This window comes from Pseudomonas sp. 14A, assembly GCF_018132745.1.
Taxonomy (GTDB): Bacteria; Pseudomonadota; Gammaproteobacteria; order Pseudomonadales; family Pseudomonadaceae; genus Aquipseudomonas; species Aquipseudomonas mercuritolerans.
The window spans coordinates 360,634-375,658 of record NZ_JAGRQJ010000015.1 but is presented as its reverse complement, the minus strand read 5'-3'; the positions used below and the strand labels follow the sequence as shown (position 1 = coordinate 375,658).

The following is a 15,025-nucleotide window of genomic DNA, read 5'->3' as shown; positions in this document are numbered from 1 at the left end:
TACTCAGGCATGTAGGGCTACGATCGCTGCGGTTGTAGGTCGGGTGCCTTTTTTTTGCAGACTGTTGTCCCTGAAATGAATGGCGTAAGGAGAAAGGTATGCTGATTCTGACTCGTCGGTGCGCGGAAAGCCTGATTATCGGTGACGGCGAAATCACCGTGACCGTGCTCGGCGTCAAAGGAAACCAGGTGCGTATCGGCGTCAACGCTCCGAAAGAGGTTGCGGTGCACCGTGAGGAAATTTACCTGCGTATAAAGAAAGAGAAGGACGAAGAACCAAGCCATTAATTTTTATCGATTTTTATGTTTGCAAACGGGGAAGAAGCTGGTTAATATACGCCCCGTGTTGCGGAGAGCTGGCCGAGTGGCCGAAGGCGCTCCCCTGCTAAGGGAGTACACCTCAAAAGGGTGTCGGGGGTTCGAATCCCCCGTTCTCCGCCATTATTTGCTTAGTACGTCGTAATCTGGCTTCTTCTGTAAGTTGTTGAAATTACTAGAAAAAGTGTTTGACATAGAGATTAGACGGCCTATAATGCGCGGCAACAAATGCACTCGTAGCTCAGCTGGATAGAGTACTCGGCTACGAACCGAGCGGTCACAGGTTCGAATCCTGTCGAGTGCACCATTTAAGAGTTATTTGCTGTAAGGTGAGTAACTCGGCTTCAGCCAGTTGTGGTCTGGTTTAAAAACACAAAATGCACTCGTAGCTCAGCTGGATAGAGTACTCGGCTACGAACCGAGCGGTCACAGGTTCGAATCCTGTCGAGTGCACCATATACCAAGAAGCCCGCGTTTATCGCGGGCTTTTTGCTGTCCGGGATTTGGCTTTTCCCTTCACGCAGCCTCTTTCATCAAAATCAATTTGAGCACTGCGGCCTCGCTTGAGGTCGTAACGATAGCTCGTGGTCGACGTGCGCGTGTTGATCTTGTCGGGCTTGCCCAGTGCGCTTTCGACGTCCCGCTGGCTCATGCCGGCAATCACTCGCCGGTTGATGATTGCTTCGCGCCGCTGCCTGTTATCGATCAGGTTTCCACATTTGTGTTCGGTGCCGCCGACGATGCCCGGTTCGCGCCCGCTGTCTTTCATGCCGGAAACAGCTTCGTGATTGAACTCCGGCATGATTGCGACCCAGCCAGGCGAGTACGGGTGAACTTCCTGAACTGAGAGTTGCTCGCCAGTAGCGCAGCTCATCGACGTGAACGTGACGCTGCCGTCAGCGGCCTGGCAACGATGAAGTGTGATGGCGTTGGCAGGCGTGGTGTGGACCAGGGCGGTCAGTAGAAAAAGCGCTGCATTTGCTGGCATTCGATGTCCTCCGTGACGATCTAGGCTCAAGGGTAGTCGCTGCTTTTTGCATTGCCGGTGTGTTTTCTTTTCAAGATGAGTCGTCGCATTTGCACGGGTCAGGCAGGCGCTCAGGTTTGTTTCGCAAGCGCTTGTTTCAGCCGTGATTTTTTCAACGTTTTAAACCGTCAGGCGTGTATCATTGCGCCCGTCAGCCCCGCCGGGGCTTATGGAAAACCTCCATGGACTTACCCAGTAGTTGTTCAGTAAACCGTTTCACCAATCATGAATTGACTGATTGATCCTTCCGGCGTGCCCCGCTGCTGGGAGTGGAGTTCGCCTATGTCCGAAATCGAAGTAAAGAAAACACAGGAAAGCCTGCAGGACCGCCTGGCTCAGGTCGTCGAGTTGCTGCAGCGCCAGCGTGTCGTTGAAGACCTGACTCATCGCCAGGAAGGTCCGCATCACGACCGCGTGGAAAACCTGGTTCACCGGCAAAACCTCGTCGAGCTGCAACGCAAGCTCGATGATCTGCACTCCGCCGACGTCGCCTACATTCTCGAAGCCTTGCCGCTGGACGATCGTCTGACGCTCTGGCAACTGGTCAAGGCCGATCGCGACGGCGATATCCTTCTCGAAGTATCCGATTCCGTCCGTGAGACGCTGATCGCCGACATGGACGATCACGAGCTCCTGGCTGCGGCCAAGGACATGGACGCCGATGAACTCGCTGACCTGGCCTCCGAGCTGCCGCGAGACGTTGTCCATGAGCTGATGGAGAGTCTGGATAACCAGCAGCGCGAACGCGTGCGCTCGGCGCTGTCCTATGACGAGGATCAGGTCGGTGCGCTGATGGACTTCGAGATGGTGACGATCCGTGAGGACGTCAGCCTTGAAGTGGTCCTGCGTTACCTGCGTCGCCTGAAAGAGCTTCCTGGTCACACCGACAAACTGTTCGTGGTCGATTACGACGGCGTGCTCAAGGGCGTGCTGCCGATCAAGCGTCTGCTGGTCAACGATCCGGAGAAGCAGGTCGCGGAAGTCATGGCCAGCGATCCGGTCAGTTTCCACCCGGACGAAGATGCCTACGACGCCGCTCAGGCATTCGAACGTTACGACTTGATCTCGGCGCCGGTGGTCGACAAGAACGGCAAACTGATCGGCCGTCTGACCATCGACGAAATGGTCGACCTGATCCGTGAGGAAAGCGAAAGCGAAGTCCTCAACATGGCCGGTCTGCGCGAAGAGGAAGATATCTTCGCCTCGGTGTGGAAGTCCCTGCGTAACCGTTGGGCGTGGCTGGCGGTGAACTTGATCACTGCATTTGTCGCATCGCGGGTGATCGGTCTGTTTGAGGGCTCGATCGAGAAATTGGTAGCACTGGCGGCGCTGATGCCGATCGTGGCGGGTATCGGTGGCAACTCCGGTAACCAGACCATCACGATGATCGTGCGCGCCATGGCGCTGGATCAGGTCAGCACCGGCAATACCTCGCGCTTGATGCGCAAAGAACTGGCGGTCGGTTTGATCAACGGTCTGGTCTGGGGCGGGGTGATCGGTGTGGTCGCGTACATGCTCTACGGCAGTTGGTCACTCGGTGTGGTCATGACGGCGGCGATGACACTCAATCTGTTGCTGGCGGCGTTGATGGGCGTGTTGATCCCGATGACGCTGGCGAAAATGGGTCGCGATCCGGCGATGGGCGCCAGCGTCATGATCACGGCAATGACCGACAGCGGTGGCTTCTTTATCTTCCTCGGGTTGGCGACAATCTTCCTGCTCTGATCTTGTGCAATGAAAAGCCCGTCAAATCGACGGGCTTTTTTGTGCCTGCCACACTCAATTGCCAAGCGGCCATCTGTCATATTGCGGGCAAAAAAAAGCCAGCAATCATGCTGGCTTCAATATGTTCGGTATAACTCAGGACGCGTCTGCGGCCATTTCTGCGTCGTGTGCGATCAGCGACACCAGGGCGTTCTGCTGACGGTGCGACAGCTGACGGAAGCGTTGCAACAGCTCGCGCTCGTGCAGCGACAGCTCCGGGCTGTCCAGGCGCATGCTCAGCTCTTCGCCCAGTGCGCCTTCCTGAATAAGACTCTGCTCAAGGCGCGCAATGATCTCGGAGTTCATGCTGCGATGATGATTGCGAGCCACCTCGGCAATGCGTTCACGCATTCCGTCTGGCAGACGTACGACAAACTTGTCAGCCGTACGGCTGGAATAAATTGCCTGTTTCAATGGGCGCATATATTTAACCGGTTAGTTCAGGGGAGCGGTTCTCGGGATTGGCCGCAGGATGTGTGGTAGGACAAGCATCCGGACCAATTGGTTCAACCTGAATTGTTAAGAGGCCGGCATCATGCCTCAAAATTGCCAGATCATTGGCGTCAATTCTGTGACAAATATTGAGCCGGGTAAAGGCGTAATGCCAGCACCAGTTGTCAGAAATGCGGACTGGTTGGAAAACTTTCCATCCTTCCGTATCGCTGCCCGCTTTTGAATGCACATCTGTTGATGTCCGAAGACTTCGGAACGTGCATGCTATGCGGCTCGCTATTCTTGATCCCTATGTGTACAGGATAGTGGCAATTTGCCGATTTACTAGAGGCAGGACCCGTCGGAGGGCGTTTTCGGGATGGATGGCAAGCTTTTTTACCTGATGGGGCCGTCTGGTTCGGGCAAGGACAGCCTGATTGATGCATCACGTGAGCCACTGCGGGCGTTGAACTGTGAAGTAATGCGCCGGGTGATTACCCGCTCGGCGGAGTCCGTCGGCGAAGATGCAATTGGCGTGACGCCTGAAGAGTTCGAGCGGCGACAGCACGCCGGCGCTTTTTCCTTGGCCTGGCAAGCCAACGGCCTCTCCTACGGCATTCCAAGGGAAATGGATGAATGGTTGCAAGCGGGCCGGCACGTACTGGTTAACGGGTCAAGAGCGAACCTGCGTCAAGCAATGAAGAGGTATCCAACCCTGGTGCCGATTCTGCTGACAGTCAACGATGATGTCCTGCGCAAGCGCTTGCTCAGCCGTGGTCGGGAGGCCCCTGAGCAAATCGATGCGAGGCTGGCTCGCAACGCACTGTTCAAAGACCGAAGATCCAGCGACAGCCCCGTTCATCAGGTCGATAATTCTGCTGATCTTGCTGAAGCTGTCTCTGCATTACTCGAGGTGATCCGGCTCAACGCAGAACCGGATCGAACTTGATCTTGCGCCCTGCAATCAGAGCCAACACGAAGAGCACCGCAAACACGCCACAGCCAACCAGAGGCAAGGTGACTTCCGTCTCCTCGAACAGCGCCAGATGGGTAACGCCACTCAGTAAAGCGAGGATCAGAAATCCTGTCGCCGATTTGGACATGTTGTACTCCTGAAGATATTTCAAAAAACCAGACGTTCGGTGATTGGCGCCGAGGCTTGCTCAGGCTCGCTGACCATTTGTGTAGAAGCGTCGCTGCGTTCACTCAACACTGCCCACTGCGGCGCTTTCTGCACTTGCAGGTAATGCGGCATGCGCTGCGCCACTGGCTGCTCAACGTCAGCCTTGGGAAAAAAATGCGATCCGAGCAAGAAAGCCAATGCCGCTGCGTTTGCAAGCAAGAGGGTGCTGTTCATGGCACGACGCTCCAAATTGTTCTTTTTGATAGAACAGGCATAGCAGCCGCCGTGCCAACAGTGTAACGGCTGATAAGTCCTTTAAAAACAAGGGTTTGGTATGTTTTTTCCGGCGACGCTGATTGCAATCTGCAATGACCGCATTTCCGCGTAGTGCAATTTGCCCGGTAAAAGTTCCCGCAATCTTCCAGGGCGTTTGCCTACACTTAAAAAGCCCTACGGACGACATGACAAAACAGGGGCCGGCCGTTAACATGCACGCCGTCTGTCGCGTCGCATACAGCCCGCGTCAATCAGTGTCTCAGTAGCTCAATTGGATAGAGCATCCCCCTCCTAAGGGGAAGGTTGCAGGTTCGAACCCCGCCTGGGACACCACCTCTTCAATAAACAAAAAGCCCCGTCGCACTTACTCGTGCGGCGGGGCTTTTTGCGTTGGAGCGCTGGCGAGCTCTACAGCAACTCCGAGCGGCGCAACGCCTCGATGGTTTCAATCAGGTCGTCGTACGCCACCGGTTTGCCCAGATGCTGATCGAACCCGGCTTCCCGGGATTTCTGCATGTCGCTCTGAGTGCCATACCCGGTGAGGGCGATCGCTGGTACGTTTTTCACCAGCGGCAGTTTGCGCAGGGCAGCCATCAGTTCATAGCCGGTCATGACCGGCATGCCGAGGTCGGAGATGATCAGATCGAAGCGCGTGCTCTCAGCGGCTTTCAGCGCTGCCACCGGATGATCGAAGGCCGTTACGTCGGCGTCTTCCATCTCCAGCAGCAGCTTCAAGGTCTCCAGCACTTCCGGCGAGTCGTCGACCAGCAGAATGCTCAAGCCATCGAGCTTGCCGGAAACCGGTTCAACCTCGGCTGTTGCAGCGGTTTCTTCGACATCAGTCGACAGCGGCAGGCGAACGGTAAAGGTACAACCGGCGCCGAGCCCCGGCGAAGCAACCTTCACCGTGCCGTGCTGGGCTTCGGTCAGTTGCCGTACCAGTGACAGGCCTATGCCCAAGCCTTCACGTTGATGGTTGGTGTGCTGTTTTTCTGCCTGGCCGAACAGATCGAAGACGTGTTCGAGGTTTTCCGCAGCGATGCCGACGCCGTTATCCTTGACGTCCAGTTGCGCCATTTTCCCGCTCTTGCTGGCGATCAACTCAATGCGCCCGCTCGGTGGTGTGAACTTCAAGGCATTGTTGACCAGATTCCAGATGATCTGCTCGACCCGTGTCGGGTCGGCATGAATGATCAACGGTGCTTCAGGCAATTGCAGGTCGATGCGCGTGGCGTGCTGCTCATTGAGCACTACCGTGTGTATGTCACGCAGAACCGCGCTCAGATCGACACGCGCCAATTGCAGTTTGAGCTTGCCGGTGCGCACGCGCGCTACGTCAAGCAGGTCGTCGATGATCCTTGCCTGGCTGTTCACTGCATCGCAAATGGTATTGACCGCTTTGGTCGCCGGTCCGGCGGTGCGGATCATTGGCAGGCGCCGCAGCAGTTCGGCGTTGAGCTGGATCAGGTTGAGCGGGTGCTTGAGTTCGTGGGACATGACCGCGAAGAACTCATCACGCAGGGACACGGTATTGCGCGTCTGCGCCAGTTCCTTGCTCTGTTCATCCTGCTGGCGCTTGTGCCCGGTCAGGTCGCGGGCGATTTTCACATAGCCTTGCAAGCGATCGCCGCTGAGCAGGGTGACCTCGCCGCTGCAGAAGAAACGGCTGCCATCCTTGCGCACATGCCAACGCTCATCCTCCGAGCGGCCGTGCTGGCGGGCGGTGGACAATTCGCTTTCAGCCATGCCGGCAGCACGGTCTTCGGCTGTGAAGATGAAATCGTAGTACTGACCTTCGGCCTCGTTTTTGCTGTGGCCAAAGATCAGTTCAGCGCCTTTGTTCCAACTGGTGATCGCACCCATTTCATCGAGGATGATAATCGCGTAGTCACGCGTACTCTCAGCGACCAGACGCATGCGTTCTTCGCCCAGGCGCAGCTCTTCCTCGGCTTCGCGGCGTTTGCTGATGTCGATGAAGGTCAACACGGTGCCGTCGATGTGGTCTTCGCTGGAGCGATAAGGCAGCAAGCGGGCGATGTACCAGCGGTTATCGGTACTGTTGACCTCGCGTTCGATCATGTTCAGCGATTCGAACACTTGCGCCGCGTCCTCGGTCATCGCCGGGTAATTCAGGCGATGGGTGATATCCAGCAGTGAACGGCCGGTGTCTACCGGCAACATGCTGAAGATGTCGGTGGCGCGCGGCGTGAACCATTTGATGCGCATGCTGCGATCGACGAACACCGTAGCAATGTCGGTAGAAGCGATCAGATTGGTCAGATAATCGTTGATCTTGTCGGTTTCTTCGACTTTGGTCTTCAGCTCGTAATTGACCGTCAACAGCTCTTCATTGATCGACTGCAACTCTTCCTTGCTGGTCTCGAGCTCTTCGGTGGCCGAGCGCAATTCTTCGTTGATCGCCTGCATCTCCTCGTTGGAAGCCTTGAGCTCTTCGCTGGAGATTTCCGACTGTTCGATGGTGTCCTGCAAATGCAATTTGGTGCGTTGCAGCTCACGTTCCAGGTTCGAGAGCACTTGGCTTTCAGTCTGCAGCACCGTGGTCAGCGCCTGCTCGTGCGCGTCGATCTCCGTTTCATCGAAGGTCACCAGCACGCACTCGCTGTCGAAGTCGTCGTCCTTGTACGGCTGCGCAATCAGAGTGATGCGGTACTGGCGCTCCTCGCGCTTGAGCAACACTTCACGCGAGCGCACGGTGAGGTTGCTTTGCTGCACCTGGAACAGCGTCGTGCGAATTTCCAGGCGCAGTTCCGGCAGGATCAGCGTCAGCAGGTTGCGTGACAGCTCGCCGCCGACATGCCGCAGGAAGCGCCCGGCGGCTTCGCTCATGTGAAGGATATCGGCGTTGGTGTCGACGATGATGCTCGGCGGGGCGAAGCGTTCTATGGCGCGGCGGTGGATATCGGCAAACGACAGCTTGACGGGCTCGATGGCTTTCGATGGCGGTCGGGAAACGCTGGTGCGCATGTAACCGCCACGTGGCATGGTCGGGGTGCGACGGCTGTTCGGGGTACCGGTCTTGGCGCGGAAGATGCGGTTGCGCTTGTCCACTGGCGCGAACAATTCATGGCAGGCATCGGCGCTTTCAGAGGTGCCGAGAAACAGGAAACCGCCCGGTCGCAGGGCAAAGTGGAACATCTGCAGGATTTCCCGCTGCACCTCGCGATCCAGGTAAATCAGCAGATTGCGGCAAACGATCAGGTCGATCTGCGAGAACGGCGGGTCGGACAACAGGCTGTGCTTGGCGAACAGCACTTTCTCGCGGATTTCCTTGCGAATCCGGTAATGCTCATTGTCCTTGACGAAATAATGTCGCAAGCGGGTTGGCGGTACGTCGGTAACGATGGCTTGCGGGTAGGTGCCGGCGCGGCCGGTGGTGATCGCACGTTCGTCGATATCGGTGGCGAACACTTGCAGGTTGGCCTTGCTGCTTTGTACCTGCATCTGATCGTCGAGCAGGATCGCCAGGCTGTAGGCTTCCTCGCCGGTCGAGCAACCGGCAGACCAGATGCGCAGTTCTTCTTTTTCCGACGAGTCGGCAACCGACTGCACCAGTTGCGGCAGCACATCGCGCTCGAGGGCTTCGAAGGCTTCGCGGTCACGGAAGAAGTTGGTCACGCCGATCAGCATATCGCCGAGCAAGGCCTTGGCTTCTTCCGGGGTATTTTGCAGGTAGTTGTAGTAAGCGCTGAGGTCAGACTGGCTGGTGACCTGCATGCGCCGCTCGATGCGGCGCAGCACGGTGGCGCGCTTGTAGTGTTTGAAATCGTGACCGGTGCTGCTGCGCAGGTACAACAGGATTTCATGCAGGCGTTGTTCGGCGATCGACGCCTCGTGTTCGTTTGCAGGCTTCAAGGCTTTCAAGTCGGGATCATTGGCGCTGGGTAATTTGATGTTCTGGGAGTTGCGCCAGAGCTCCATCAGTTTCTGCGGCATCTCGACCACTGGCAGCACCAGATCGACCATGCGCGTCTCGATGGCGGCGCGCGGCATGCCGTCGAACTCGGCGTCTTCCGGCACTTGCACCAGCGTCACGCCGCCCTGTTCCTTGATTCGCGACAAACCCACCGCACCATCGGAGCCGGTGCCTGACAACACCACGCAGAACGCCCGCTCACGGTGCACATCGGCCAGATCGCGAAAGAACAGGTCGATGGCCGTGTGGCGCGCCTGCGGCGAACCGGCCGTGCTGACCCGCAGATAGCCGTCGTTCATCGACAGCGAATGCGCTGGCGAGATCACGTACACACAGTTCTTTTCGATCGGCACCGGCTGCGTCACTTGCAGCACCGGCATGCGCGTCGATTCCTGAATGATCTGGTCGGCGATGCTTTGGTGATCGGGCGACAGGTGCAAAATGATCACGAACGCCATGCCACTGTCCTTCGGCATATGCTCGAAAAACAGCTTGATCGCTTGCAGGCCGCCCGCCGAGGCGCCGATGCCCACCACCGGGAAATTCAGGTGGCTGGGGGTCACATCCTTGCGCTCGGGCGCAGAGGGCGAGGCAGGGGTTTTCGAGGTCATCACTTCGGCCTTTTTTTGTGGCGGTACAAGCGTATCGCGGACGTCCGGGGGCGCAGGTAATTGAGCAGAATAAACCTCATTTGGGGATCTGCCTGCATTTTTGAAGGACAAATGTGCTGTCTGTGTCTTTGACCTCCGGCGATTGGCAACCGTGCCGATTATTTTGCCGGTGTGATGATCGGTGGTCAGTCGTCGTTGATTTCGACTTTGCCAAGGCTCCCGCTGACCTCGGTAACATGCCGGCGGCCGTAGACTTCGTAGCTAGTCCCGCTGGCCTCGACGCCCGGCTTGCGCACGGCCAGTTGGGCGAATAACCCAGCCTTTTCGCTGTAGCTGCCGAACCAGTTGACCAGCGCCCCGATGTAGCATTCGCCGCCAATCATTACCGGCAGGTCGGTGATCTTTTCGATGGCATAGTGCGTTGGGCCGTAGCTGTAGTAATCGCCGTCTCCGGTACCCGTGGGAGGAATTGGGCAAAGGGGCGAGGTATTGGTTGAGTCGGGGGCGGCTTTCATCGCTTGAGTGACGGCGTGGTCGAGTGCCGCGTGCAAATCCGCTTCGAGGTCATAGGTGCTGGTGCCGTCTTCTTTATGTTGCGTGGTTGGCACTTGCAGGGAGTAAGCGTAACGCACGGACACCGTCGGTACCTGACGGTTGATCTTCAGCGGATTGAGCAGGTACAGATTATCGACACCATAGGCGCCGTTTCGGTAAGCGGCATAAATTCTGTCGTGAAGCCTGATCCAGCTGATTGCCTGATTGGCGCCACGGTCGTTGGTGTAGAACAGCGAGCTTTCCGGCTCGACCGATCTTTTGACAAACCGCTCGCCCGTTCGGCGCCAGGTTTCCACGTAGGTGAACAAGCCAGTGCCGCCTGCGTATGTGTCGACGATAAGGTCGCGCTGGCCATCATTGTCCAGATCCAGCAGTGCGTAGGAAGTCCGTCCGGTCTCGGCGGCGCCTTCAATGCGTGAGGCGTTCAATGCTTTCCATTCGTCCTCGCTCACGCCTTTGGGGCGCGACTTGGGGAAGTGGGTTTGCTCGCCATAACTGTCGACTGGATCGCCCGCGAATGATGTCTGCGAAGACTCGAAAGCCCGTGCGGCCAAGGCATGTTCCAGCGCAAATTCCGGGTGCTTTTTGCTCTCGGCACGAATGCTTTCCTGCAGATCGTTCATCGCCTGAAGATCCACGGCGTCCGGCTGCCACATTGCGGCTCGCGTCCACTGTGCCTGCAATGCTTGCAGGCGCTGGCGGTAGCTGCCATCCAGGCAAGCGACATCGACTGCGCAGGCATTGCGGGTTTTTAGCCAGGCGCGCTGGGTGCGCTTGAGCTCAGGTTGCGTCGCTGTGGCAGTTGTCATCAGTTGGCGATACTGCGTGCCCATTTGCGCGTCGAGCTCATAAAGCGGTTTATTCGCGCAAATCGTGTTTTCCACGTCGTTCGCCGCTTTGGTGCAGTCCATTGCCGCCGCACGCATTGGCTGGATAAACAGCAGCAAAAAGGCCGACAGGATGTAGCGTCCCTTGATGTACACGATTCAGTCCCTATGAAAATCCTTGAGCAGGCGCGCAGAGTAATACTCCAGGCAACATTCTTGAAGCATCACCCTCAGGCCCGGGCATTTTTGGCCGATAACCCGAACGGTGAGTTCAGACTCCAGCGAAATCGCTTGATGGCGCATGGCCTCCAGCTATCATCTGCGCGCCTGAAATCGCCTCGGTTCGTTTTCTTCAATTGCCTGGAAATCCTCGATGTCGTCGTATCACCAAAAAAGCTTTCTGATCGTCGATGATTTTTCCGATTTCCGCAGTTCCGTGCGTTCGATGTTGCGTGAGCTCGGCGTCAAGGATGTCGATACTGCCGACACTGGCGAGCAGGCGCTGAAGATGTGCTCGCAGAAGTCCTACGATTTCATTCTTCAGGACTTCCATCTCGGCGACGGCAAGAAGAACGGCCAGCAGGTGCTCGAAGACCTGATGTCGGAAAAGCTCATCAGCCACGAAGCCGTTTTCGTCATGGTCACCGCTGAGACCAGTCAGGCGATGGTGCTCAGTGCGCTGGAGCATGAGCCGGATGCGTACCTGACCAAGCCGTTCAACCGTTCCGGACTGGCCCAGCGCCTTGAGCGTCTGGAGCAACGCAAGACGTTGCTCAAACCGATTCTGCAAGCCCTCGATCGCGGTAAGCCGGTCGAGGTGCTCAATGCCTGTATTGCCCTGTGCAAACAGGACATCCGCTATTCGCCGCTGTGCCTGCGCTACCGCGCCGATGCGCTGCGCGACATGAATCAGAACGAAGCGCTGGAGCGACTCTACGACGGCATCATTGCCGACCGTCCGTTGCCGTGGGCCTTCGCTGGATTGGGCAAGTTGCTGTTCAAACGCGGGCAGGTCTCGCAGGCCAAAGAGGTCTATGAAAAGGCCTTGAAAGTGTTCCCGATGATGCCGGCGCTGTATGACGGCATGGCTGATGTGCTGGTGGCCGAAGGCGACAGCAAAGGCGCGCAGCGGGTGCTCGAAGAAGCGATCCGTCTGTCGCCGCTCGCGGTGCGCCGCCAGGCTTTGCTCGGCAAATTGGCCATGGCCAACGAAGATTTCGAAACCGCCTCGCGTGCTTATCGCCAAGCGGTAGCGCAGGGCGCGCAGTCGCGTTTCAAGGACCCGGAAAGCAATCTCGGCCTGGCGCACGCGCTGATCAGCAAGGGCAGCGATCGCGGCCTCGACACGCGCACGCGGCTGGAGATCAACACCACCCTCAGCGCCGTGGCCAAGGAGAATCCGAGCGATCCCGGCCTGCAAATTCGCGCGCGTCTGATGAAGGCCACCAGCCTGTTGCTCAACGACGCCGAAACCGCTGACAAACTCACCGAACAAGCGCTGATGCGCCTCGATGGCATGGAGCAATTCATGAGCCCCGAGGCGGCGTTGCTGGTGGCCAAGCAGTTGCAGATGCTCGGTCAGGCCGAGGCGGGCACTTCGATGCTCAAGAGCTGCGCAGAGATCTACGGTGATGACCCGGCGGTGATGAAAGACATTGCCAAGCTCACCGACGATCCGACCATTCTCAGTTCGAGCAACGCTGCGGCCGATCTCAACCGCCAGGGCGTGCGCGTGTACAAGACCGGCAATCTGGTCGAGGCCCGCGAGGTCTTCCGCAAGGCGCTCAAGCTGCAACCGAAAAACATCAGTATTGCGCTGAACCTGGCCCAGTCGCTGCTGCACGGCACCGACACCAGTGTGCCGTCGGCGGAGCTGGAAGAATGTCGGGCCTGCCTGAAACTGGTGGGCCTGATGCCCGACACCGACGCGCGTTTTGCGCGTTATCAGAAGCTGAAAAGCAAGGCGTTTGGCGAATGAACCCAATTGATCCGGCGCTGGATTTTTCCACGGTGATTGCCTCCACCGTCCACGACATGAAGAACTCCCTGGCCATGCTGATGCAGGCGCACAGCCAGTGGCTGGCGCGTCTGCCGAAAGAGCTGCGCGACGGCTCGGAGCAGGGCGTGATCGACTTCGAGTTCGCCCACCTCAACGGCATGCTGGTGCAGTTGCTCGGGCTGTACAAACTCGGCGTGAATCAGTTGCCGCTGCAGCCGGCGTATCACGAACTCGACGATTTCATCGAGGCGCAACTGGCCGCGCATCAGGAAGTGTTTGCCAGTCGCGGCATCATCGCCACCTATGAAGTCGATCCGTTGAGCCCGCTGGGTTTCTTCGATCGCGAGCTGATCGCCTCGGTGCTCGGCAACTGCATCAACAATGCGATCCGTTACGCCCGCGAGTCGCTGCTGATTACCGTCAGCGACGAAGCCGGGCAACTGGTGCTGAGCATCAATGACGATGGCGACGGCTATCCAGCAGAGATGCTCGACCGTCAGGCCGATTATGTGCAGGGCATCAATCACAGCAGCGGCAGCACCGGCCTGGGCCTGTATTTCGCCAATCGCATCGCCGCGCTGCATCAGCGCAACGGCGTGGAAGGGCGCACCGAAATCAGCAATGGCGGGCCGTTGGGTGGTGGGGTGTTCAGCCTCTACCTGCCCTGAGGTCTCTTGCACTCGTCAGCTCCTACGCAGCTCCTACGGGTTCTGCAGGATAGGGATTTTTGTGGGCGCTGCTTGATATTCCGAACAGGCGAAGCCTATTTTGTCCGGGTCGCCGTTCGCGGCTCGCACAATAACAAGGATTGCGTCATGACAACCGATGGCCAGGGTTCACTCGCGCAGCGATTGACCGGCATTGATGAGATTGAATGTGTCACCCCGGATCTGAACGGTGTGCCACGGGGCAAGGTAATGACCGCCGAGGGTTTCCTCGAGGGGCGGCGTTTGCAGTTGGCGCGGGGTGTGCTGCTGCAATGCATCATGGGCGGCTATCCGCCGGCGCGGTTCTACGGCAGCGATGACGGCGATCTGGCGCTGGTCGCCGATCCTGCGCAGATTCACCGCTTGCCCTGGAGCGACGAGCCGCGCGCCATGGCGATTTGCGACGCTGACGAACTGAGCGGGGAGAGCTCCAGTCTCTCGACCCGTGGCCAGCTCAAAGCGGTCATCGCCCGTTACGCTGCGCACGGCCTGGCGCCGGTGGTGGCGACCGAACTGGAATTTTTTGTCTTCGCACCCAATACCGATCCGACCCAGCCGTTCCGTCCGCCAGTCGGCCTCGACGGCCGCCGCGAGGACGGTTTGTCGGCGTTCAGCGTCAGTTCCAACAACGGTCTGCGGCCGTTCTTCAGCGAAGTGTATAAATGCATGGCGGCCCTCGGCCTGCCGCGCGACACCTTCATGCATGAAATGGGCGTCAGCCAGTTCGAGATCAATCTGCTGCACGGCGACCCGCTGCTGCTGGCCGATCAGACGTTCCTGTTCAAGCACTTGCTCAAGGAAGTCGCGCTCAAGCATGGCCTGAGCGTGGTGTGCATGGCCAAACCGCTGGCGCATACGCCGGGCAGTTCGATGCATATTCACCAGAGCATCGTTGAGATCGGCAGCGGCAAGAATGTATTCACTGACTCGAACGGCGAGCCGACGTCGATGTTCCGCCACTTCATCGGCGGACAACAGGCAGGCCTCGCCGATTTCACCGCACTGTTTGCGCCCAACGTGAATTCCTATCAGCGCCTGTGTCATCCGTACGCGTCGCCGAACAATGCCTGTTGGTCCCATGACAATCGCGCCGCCGGCTTGCGTATTCCCGCCAGCTCGCCGGCCGCACGTCGGGTCGAAAACCGCTTGCCGGGCGCCGACGCCAACCCTTATCTGGCGATCGCCGCCAGTCTGGCTGCGGGTTTGCATGGCATCGAGCAGGAACTGGAGCCGAGCGCGGCAATCCAGGGTGAGTTCGCCGTGCCGGATAATCTGGCCTTGCCGTGTACCTTGCACGCCGCGCTGGAGCGTCTGAAACGTAGCCAGTTGGCGAGGGAACTGTTCGGGTCGGAGTTCATCGAAGGCTACATCGCTTCGAAGACCATGGAGTTGACCAGTTTCTTTGATGAAATCACTCCCTGGGAGCGCCGTGTGCTGGCCGCCCAGGCCTGAC

12 protein-coding genes and 4 tRNA genes are annotated in these 15,025 nt (G+C 58.2%); 10 read left to right on the top strand and 6 right to left on the bottom strand.

Translation table 11 applies throughout. The features are described from left to right. Positions 1-98 precede the first annotated feature (98 nt). The 4 genes from csrA (at position 99) to PS14A_RS18590 (ending at position 773) form a co-directional block, all read left to right on the top strand. Complete coding sequence (csrA, locus tag PS14A_RS18605; protein ID WP_002554426.1) at positions 99-287, top strand: carbon storage regulator CsrA; 189 nt, start codon at positions 99-101, stop codon at positions 285-287. A 62-nt stretch (positions 288-349) separates the two neighbouring features. Continuing rightward, positions 350-440, top strand: a tRNA-Ser gene (locus PS14A_RS18600). A 107-nt stretch (positions 441-547) separates the two neighbouring features. Continuing rightward, positions 548-624 (top strand) — tRNA-Arg (locus PS14A_RS18595). A gap of 72 nt (positions 625-696) precedes the next feature. Continuing rightward, positions 697-773: transfer RNA gene (locus PS14A_RS18590), tRNA-Arg, on the top strand. Positions 774-792: 19 nt separating this feature from the next. Here the strand turns inward: PS14A_RS18590 and PS14A_RS18585 are convergent. Further along, positions 793-1,305: a cell envelope protein SmpA gene (locus PS14A_RS18585; RefSeq protein WP_212616933.1), complete on the bottom strand. Its 513-nt coding sequence runs from the start codon at positions 1,303-1,305 to the stop codon at positions 793-795. Between the two features lie 321 nt (positions 1,306-1,626). On the opposite strand from PS14A_RS18585, the gene mgtE reads away from it, so the two are divergent. After that, the gene (gene mgtE / locus PS14A_RS18580) at positions 1,627-3,069 is read left to right on the top strand and encodes a magnesium transporter (RefSeq protein ID WP_016773597.1); all 1,443 of its coding nucleotides are present in this window, start codon (positions 1,627-1,629) and stop codon (positions 3,067-3,069) included. Positions 3,070-3,204: 135 nt separating this feature from the next. Here the strand turns inward: mgtE and PS14A_RS18575 are convergent, their stop codons facing one another. Beyond that, complete coding sequence (locus tag PS14A_RS18575; protein WP_003178899.1) at positions 3,205-3,531, bottom strand: Arc family DNA-binding protein; 327 nt, start codon at positions 3,529-3,531, stop codon at positions 3,205-3,207. Between the two features lie 388 nt (positions 3,532-3,919). On the opposite strand from PS14A_RS18575, the gene phnN reads away from it, so the two are divergent. Next, positions 3,920-4,489: a phosphonate metabolism protein/1,5-bisphosphokinase (PRPP-forming) PhnN gene (gene phnN, locus PS14A_RS18570; protein ID WP_212616932.1), complete on the top strand. Its 570-nt coding sequence runs from the start codon at positions 3,920-3,922 to the stop codon at positions 4,487-4,489. Here the strand turns inward: phnN and PS14A_RS18565 are convergent. Further along, positions 4,464-4,643, bottom strand: coding sequence for a PA3371 family protein (locus tag PS14A_RS18565; RefSeq protein ID WP_016773599.1), 180 nt, complete (start codon positions 4,641-4,643; stop codon positions 4,464-4,466). The genes phnN and PS14A_RS18565 overlap by 26 nt on opposite strands. 20 nt (positions 4,644-4,663) lie before the next feature. Then, positions 4,664-4,897, bottom strand: coding sequence for a hypothetical protein (locus PS14A_RS18560; protein WP_041479268.1), 234 nt, complete (start codon positions 4,895-4,897; stop codon positions 4,664-4,666). A 298-nt stretch (positions 4,898-5,195) separates the two neighbouring features. Here PS14A_RS18560 and PS14A_RS18555 point away from each other — a divergent pair. Continuing rightward, positions 5,196-5,272, top strand: a tRNA-Arg gene (locus PS14A_RS18555). Between the two features lie 75 nt (positions 5,273-5,347). On the opposite strand, the gene PS14A_RS18550 is transcribed toward PS14A_RS18555, so the two are convergent. Both PS14A_RS18550 and PS14A_RS18545 read right to left on the bottom strand, forming a co-directional pair. Continuing rightward, the gene (locus tag PS14A_RS18550) at positions 5,348-9,484 is read right to left on the bottom strand and encodes a CheR family methyltransferase (protein ID WP_212616931.1); all 4,137 of its coding nucleotides are present in this window, start codon (positions 9,482-9,484) and stop codon (positions 5,348-5,350) included. A gap of 185 nt (positions 9,485-9,669) precedes the next feature. Next, complete coding sequence (locus tag PS14A_RS18545; protein ID WP_212616930.1) at positions 9,670-11,022, bottom strand: lysozyme inhibitor LprI family protein; 1,353 nt, start codon at positions 11,020-11,022, stop codon at positions 9,670-9,672. Between the two features lie 217 nt (positions 11,023-11,239). On the opposite strand from PS14A_RS18545, the gene PS14A_RS18540 reads away from it, so the two are divergent. The 3 genes from PS14A_RS18540 to PS14A_RS18530 all read left to right on the top strand — a co-directional run bounded on the left by PS14A_RS18540 (position 11,240) and on the right by PS14A_RS18530 (position 15,024). Then, positions 11,240-12,844: a tetratricopeptide repeat-containing response regulator gene (locus PS14A_RS18540; protein WP_016773603.1), complete on the top strand. Its 1,605-nt coding sequence runs from the start codon at positions 11,240-11,242 to the stop codon at positions 12,842-12,844. Continuing rightward, positions 12,841-13,533 carry a HAMP domain-containing sensor histidine kinase gene (locus PS14A_RS18535; RefSeq protein WP_212616929.1) on the top strand — a complete coding sequence of 231 codons (693 nt, stop codon included), beginning with the start codon at positions 12,841-12,843 and terminating at the stop codon, positions 13,531-13,533. Before PS14A_RS18540 ends, PS14A_RS18535 begins: the two co-directional genes overlap by 4 nt. A 249-nt stretch (positions 13,534-13,782) precedes the next feature. Continuing rightward, positions 13,783-15,024: a glutamine synthetase family protein gene (locus tag PS14A_RS18530; RefSeq protein ID WP_212617050.1), complete on the top strand. Its 1,242-nt coding sequence runs from the start codon at positions 13,783-13,785 to the stop codon at positions 15,022-15,024. Position 15,025: the final 1 nt, after the last annotated feature.

Bases quoted from the DNA above. Each gene is read 5' to 3' on its own strand.
- PS14A_RS18585 (WP_212616933.1), bottom strand. From the start codon at position 1,305: ATGCCAGCAAATGCAGCGCTTTTTCTACTGACCGCCCTGGTCCACACC.
- PS14A_RS18530 (WP_212617050.1), top strand. From the start codon at position 13,783: ATGACCGCCGAGGGTTTCCTCGAGGGGCGGCGTTTGCAGTTGGCGCGG.
- PS14A_RS18550 (WP_212616931.1), bottom strand. From the start codon at position 9,484: ATGACCTCGAAAACCCCTGCCTCGCCCTCTGCGCCCGAGCGCAAGGAT.
- PS14A_RS18575 (WP_003178899.1), bottom strand. From the start codon at position 3,531: ATGCGCCCATTGAAACAGGCAATTTATTCCAGCCGTACGGCTGACAAG.
- PS14A_RS18535 (WP_212616929.1), top strand. From the start codon at position 12,841: ATGAACCCAATTGATCCGGCGCTGGATTTTTCCACGGTGATTGCCTCC.
- PS14A_RS18565 (WP_016773599.1), bottom strand. From the start codon at position 4,643: ATGTCCAAATCGGCGACAGGATTTCTGATCCTCGCTTTACTGAGTGGC.
- mgtE (WP_016773597.1), top strand. From the start codon at position 1,627: ATGTCCGAAATCGAAGTAAAGAAAACACAGGAAAGCCTGCAGGACCGC.
- PS14A_RS18560 (WP_041479268.1), bottom strand. From the start codon at position 4,897: ATGAACAGCACCCTCTTGCTTGCAAACGCAGCGGCATTGGCTTTCTTG.
- csrA (WP_002554426.1), top strand. From the start codon at position 99: ATGCTGATTCTGACTCGTCGGTGCGCGGAAAGCCTGATTATCGGTGAC.
- phnN (WP_212616932.1), top strand. From the start codon at position 3,920: ATGGATGGCAAGCTTTTTTACCTGATGGGGCCGTCTGGTTCGGGCAAG.
- PS14A_RS18540 (WP_016773603.1), top strand. From the start codon at position 11,240: ATGTCGTCGTATCACCAAAAAAGCTTTCTGATCGTCGATGATTTTTCC.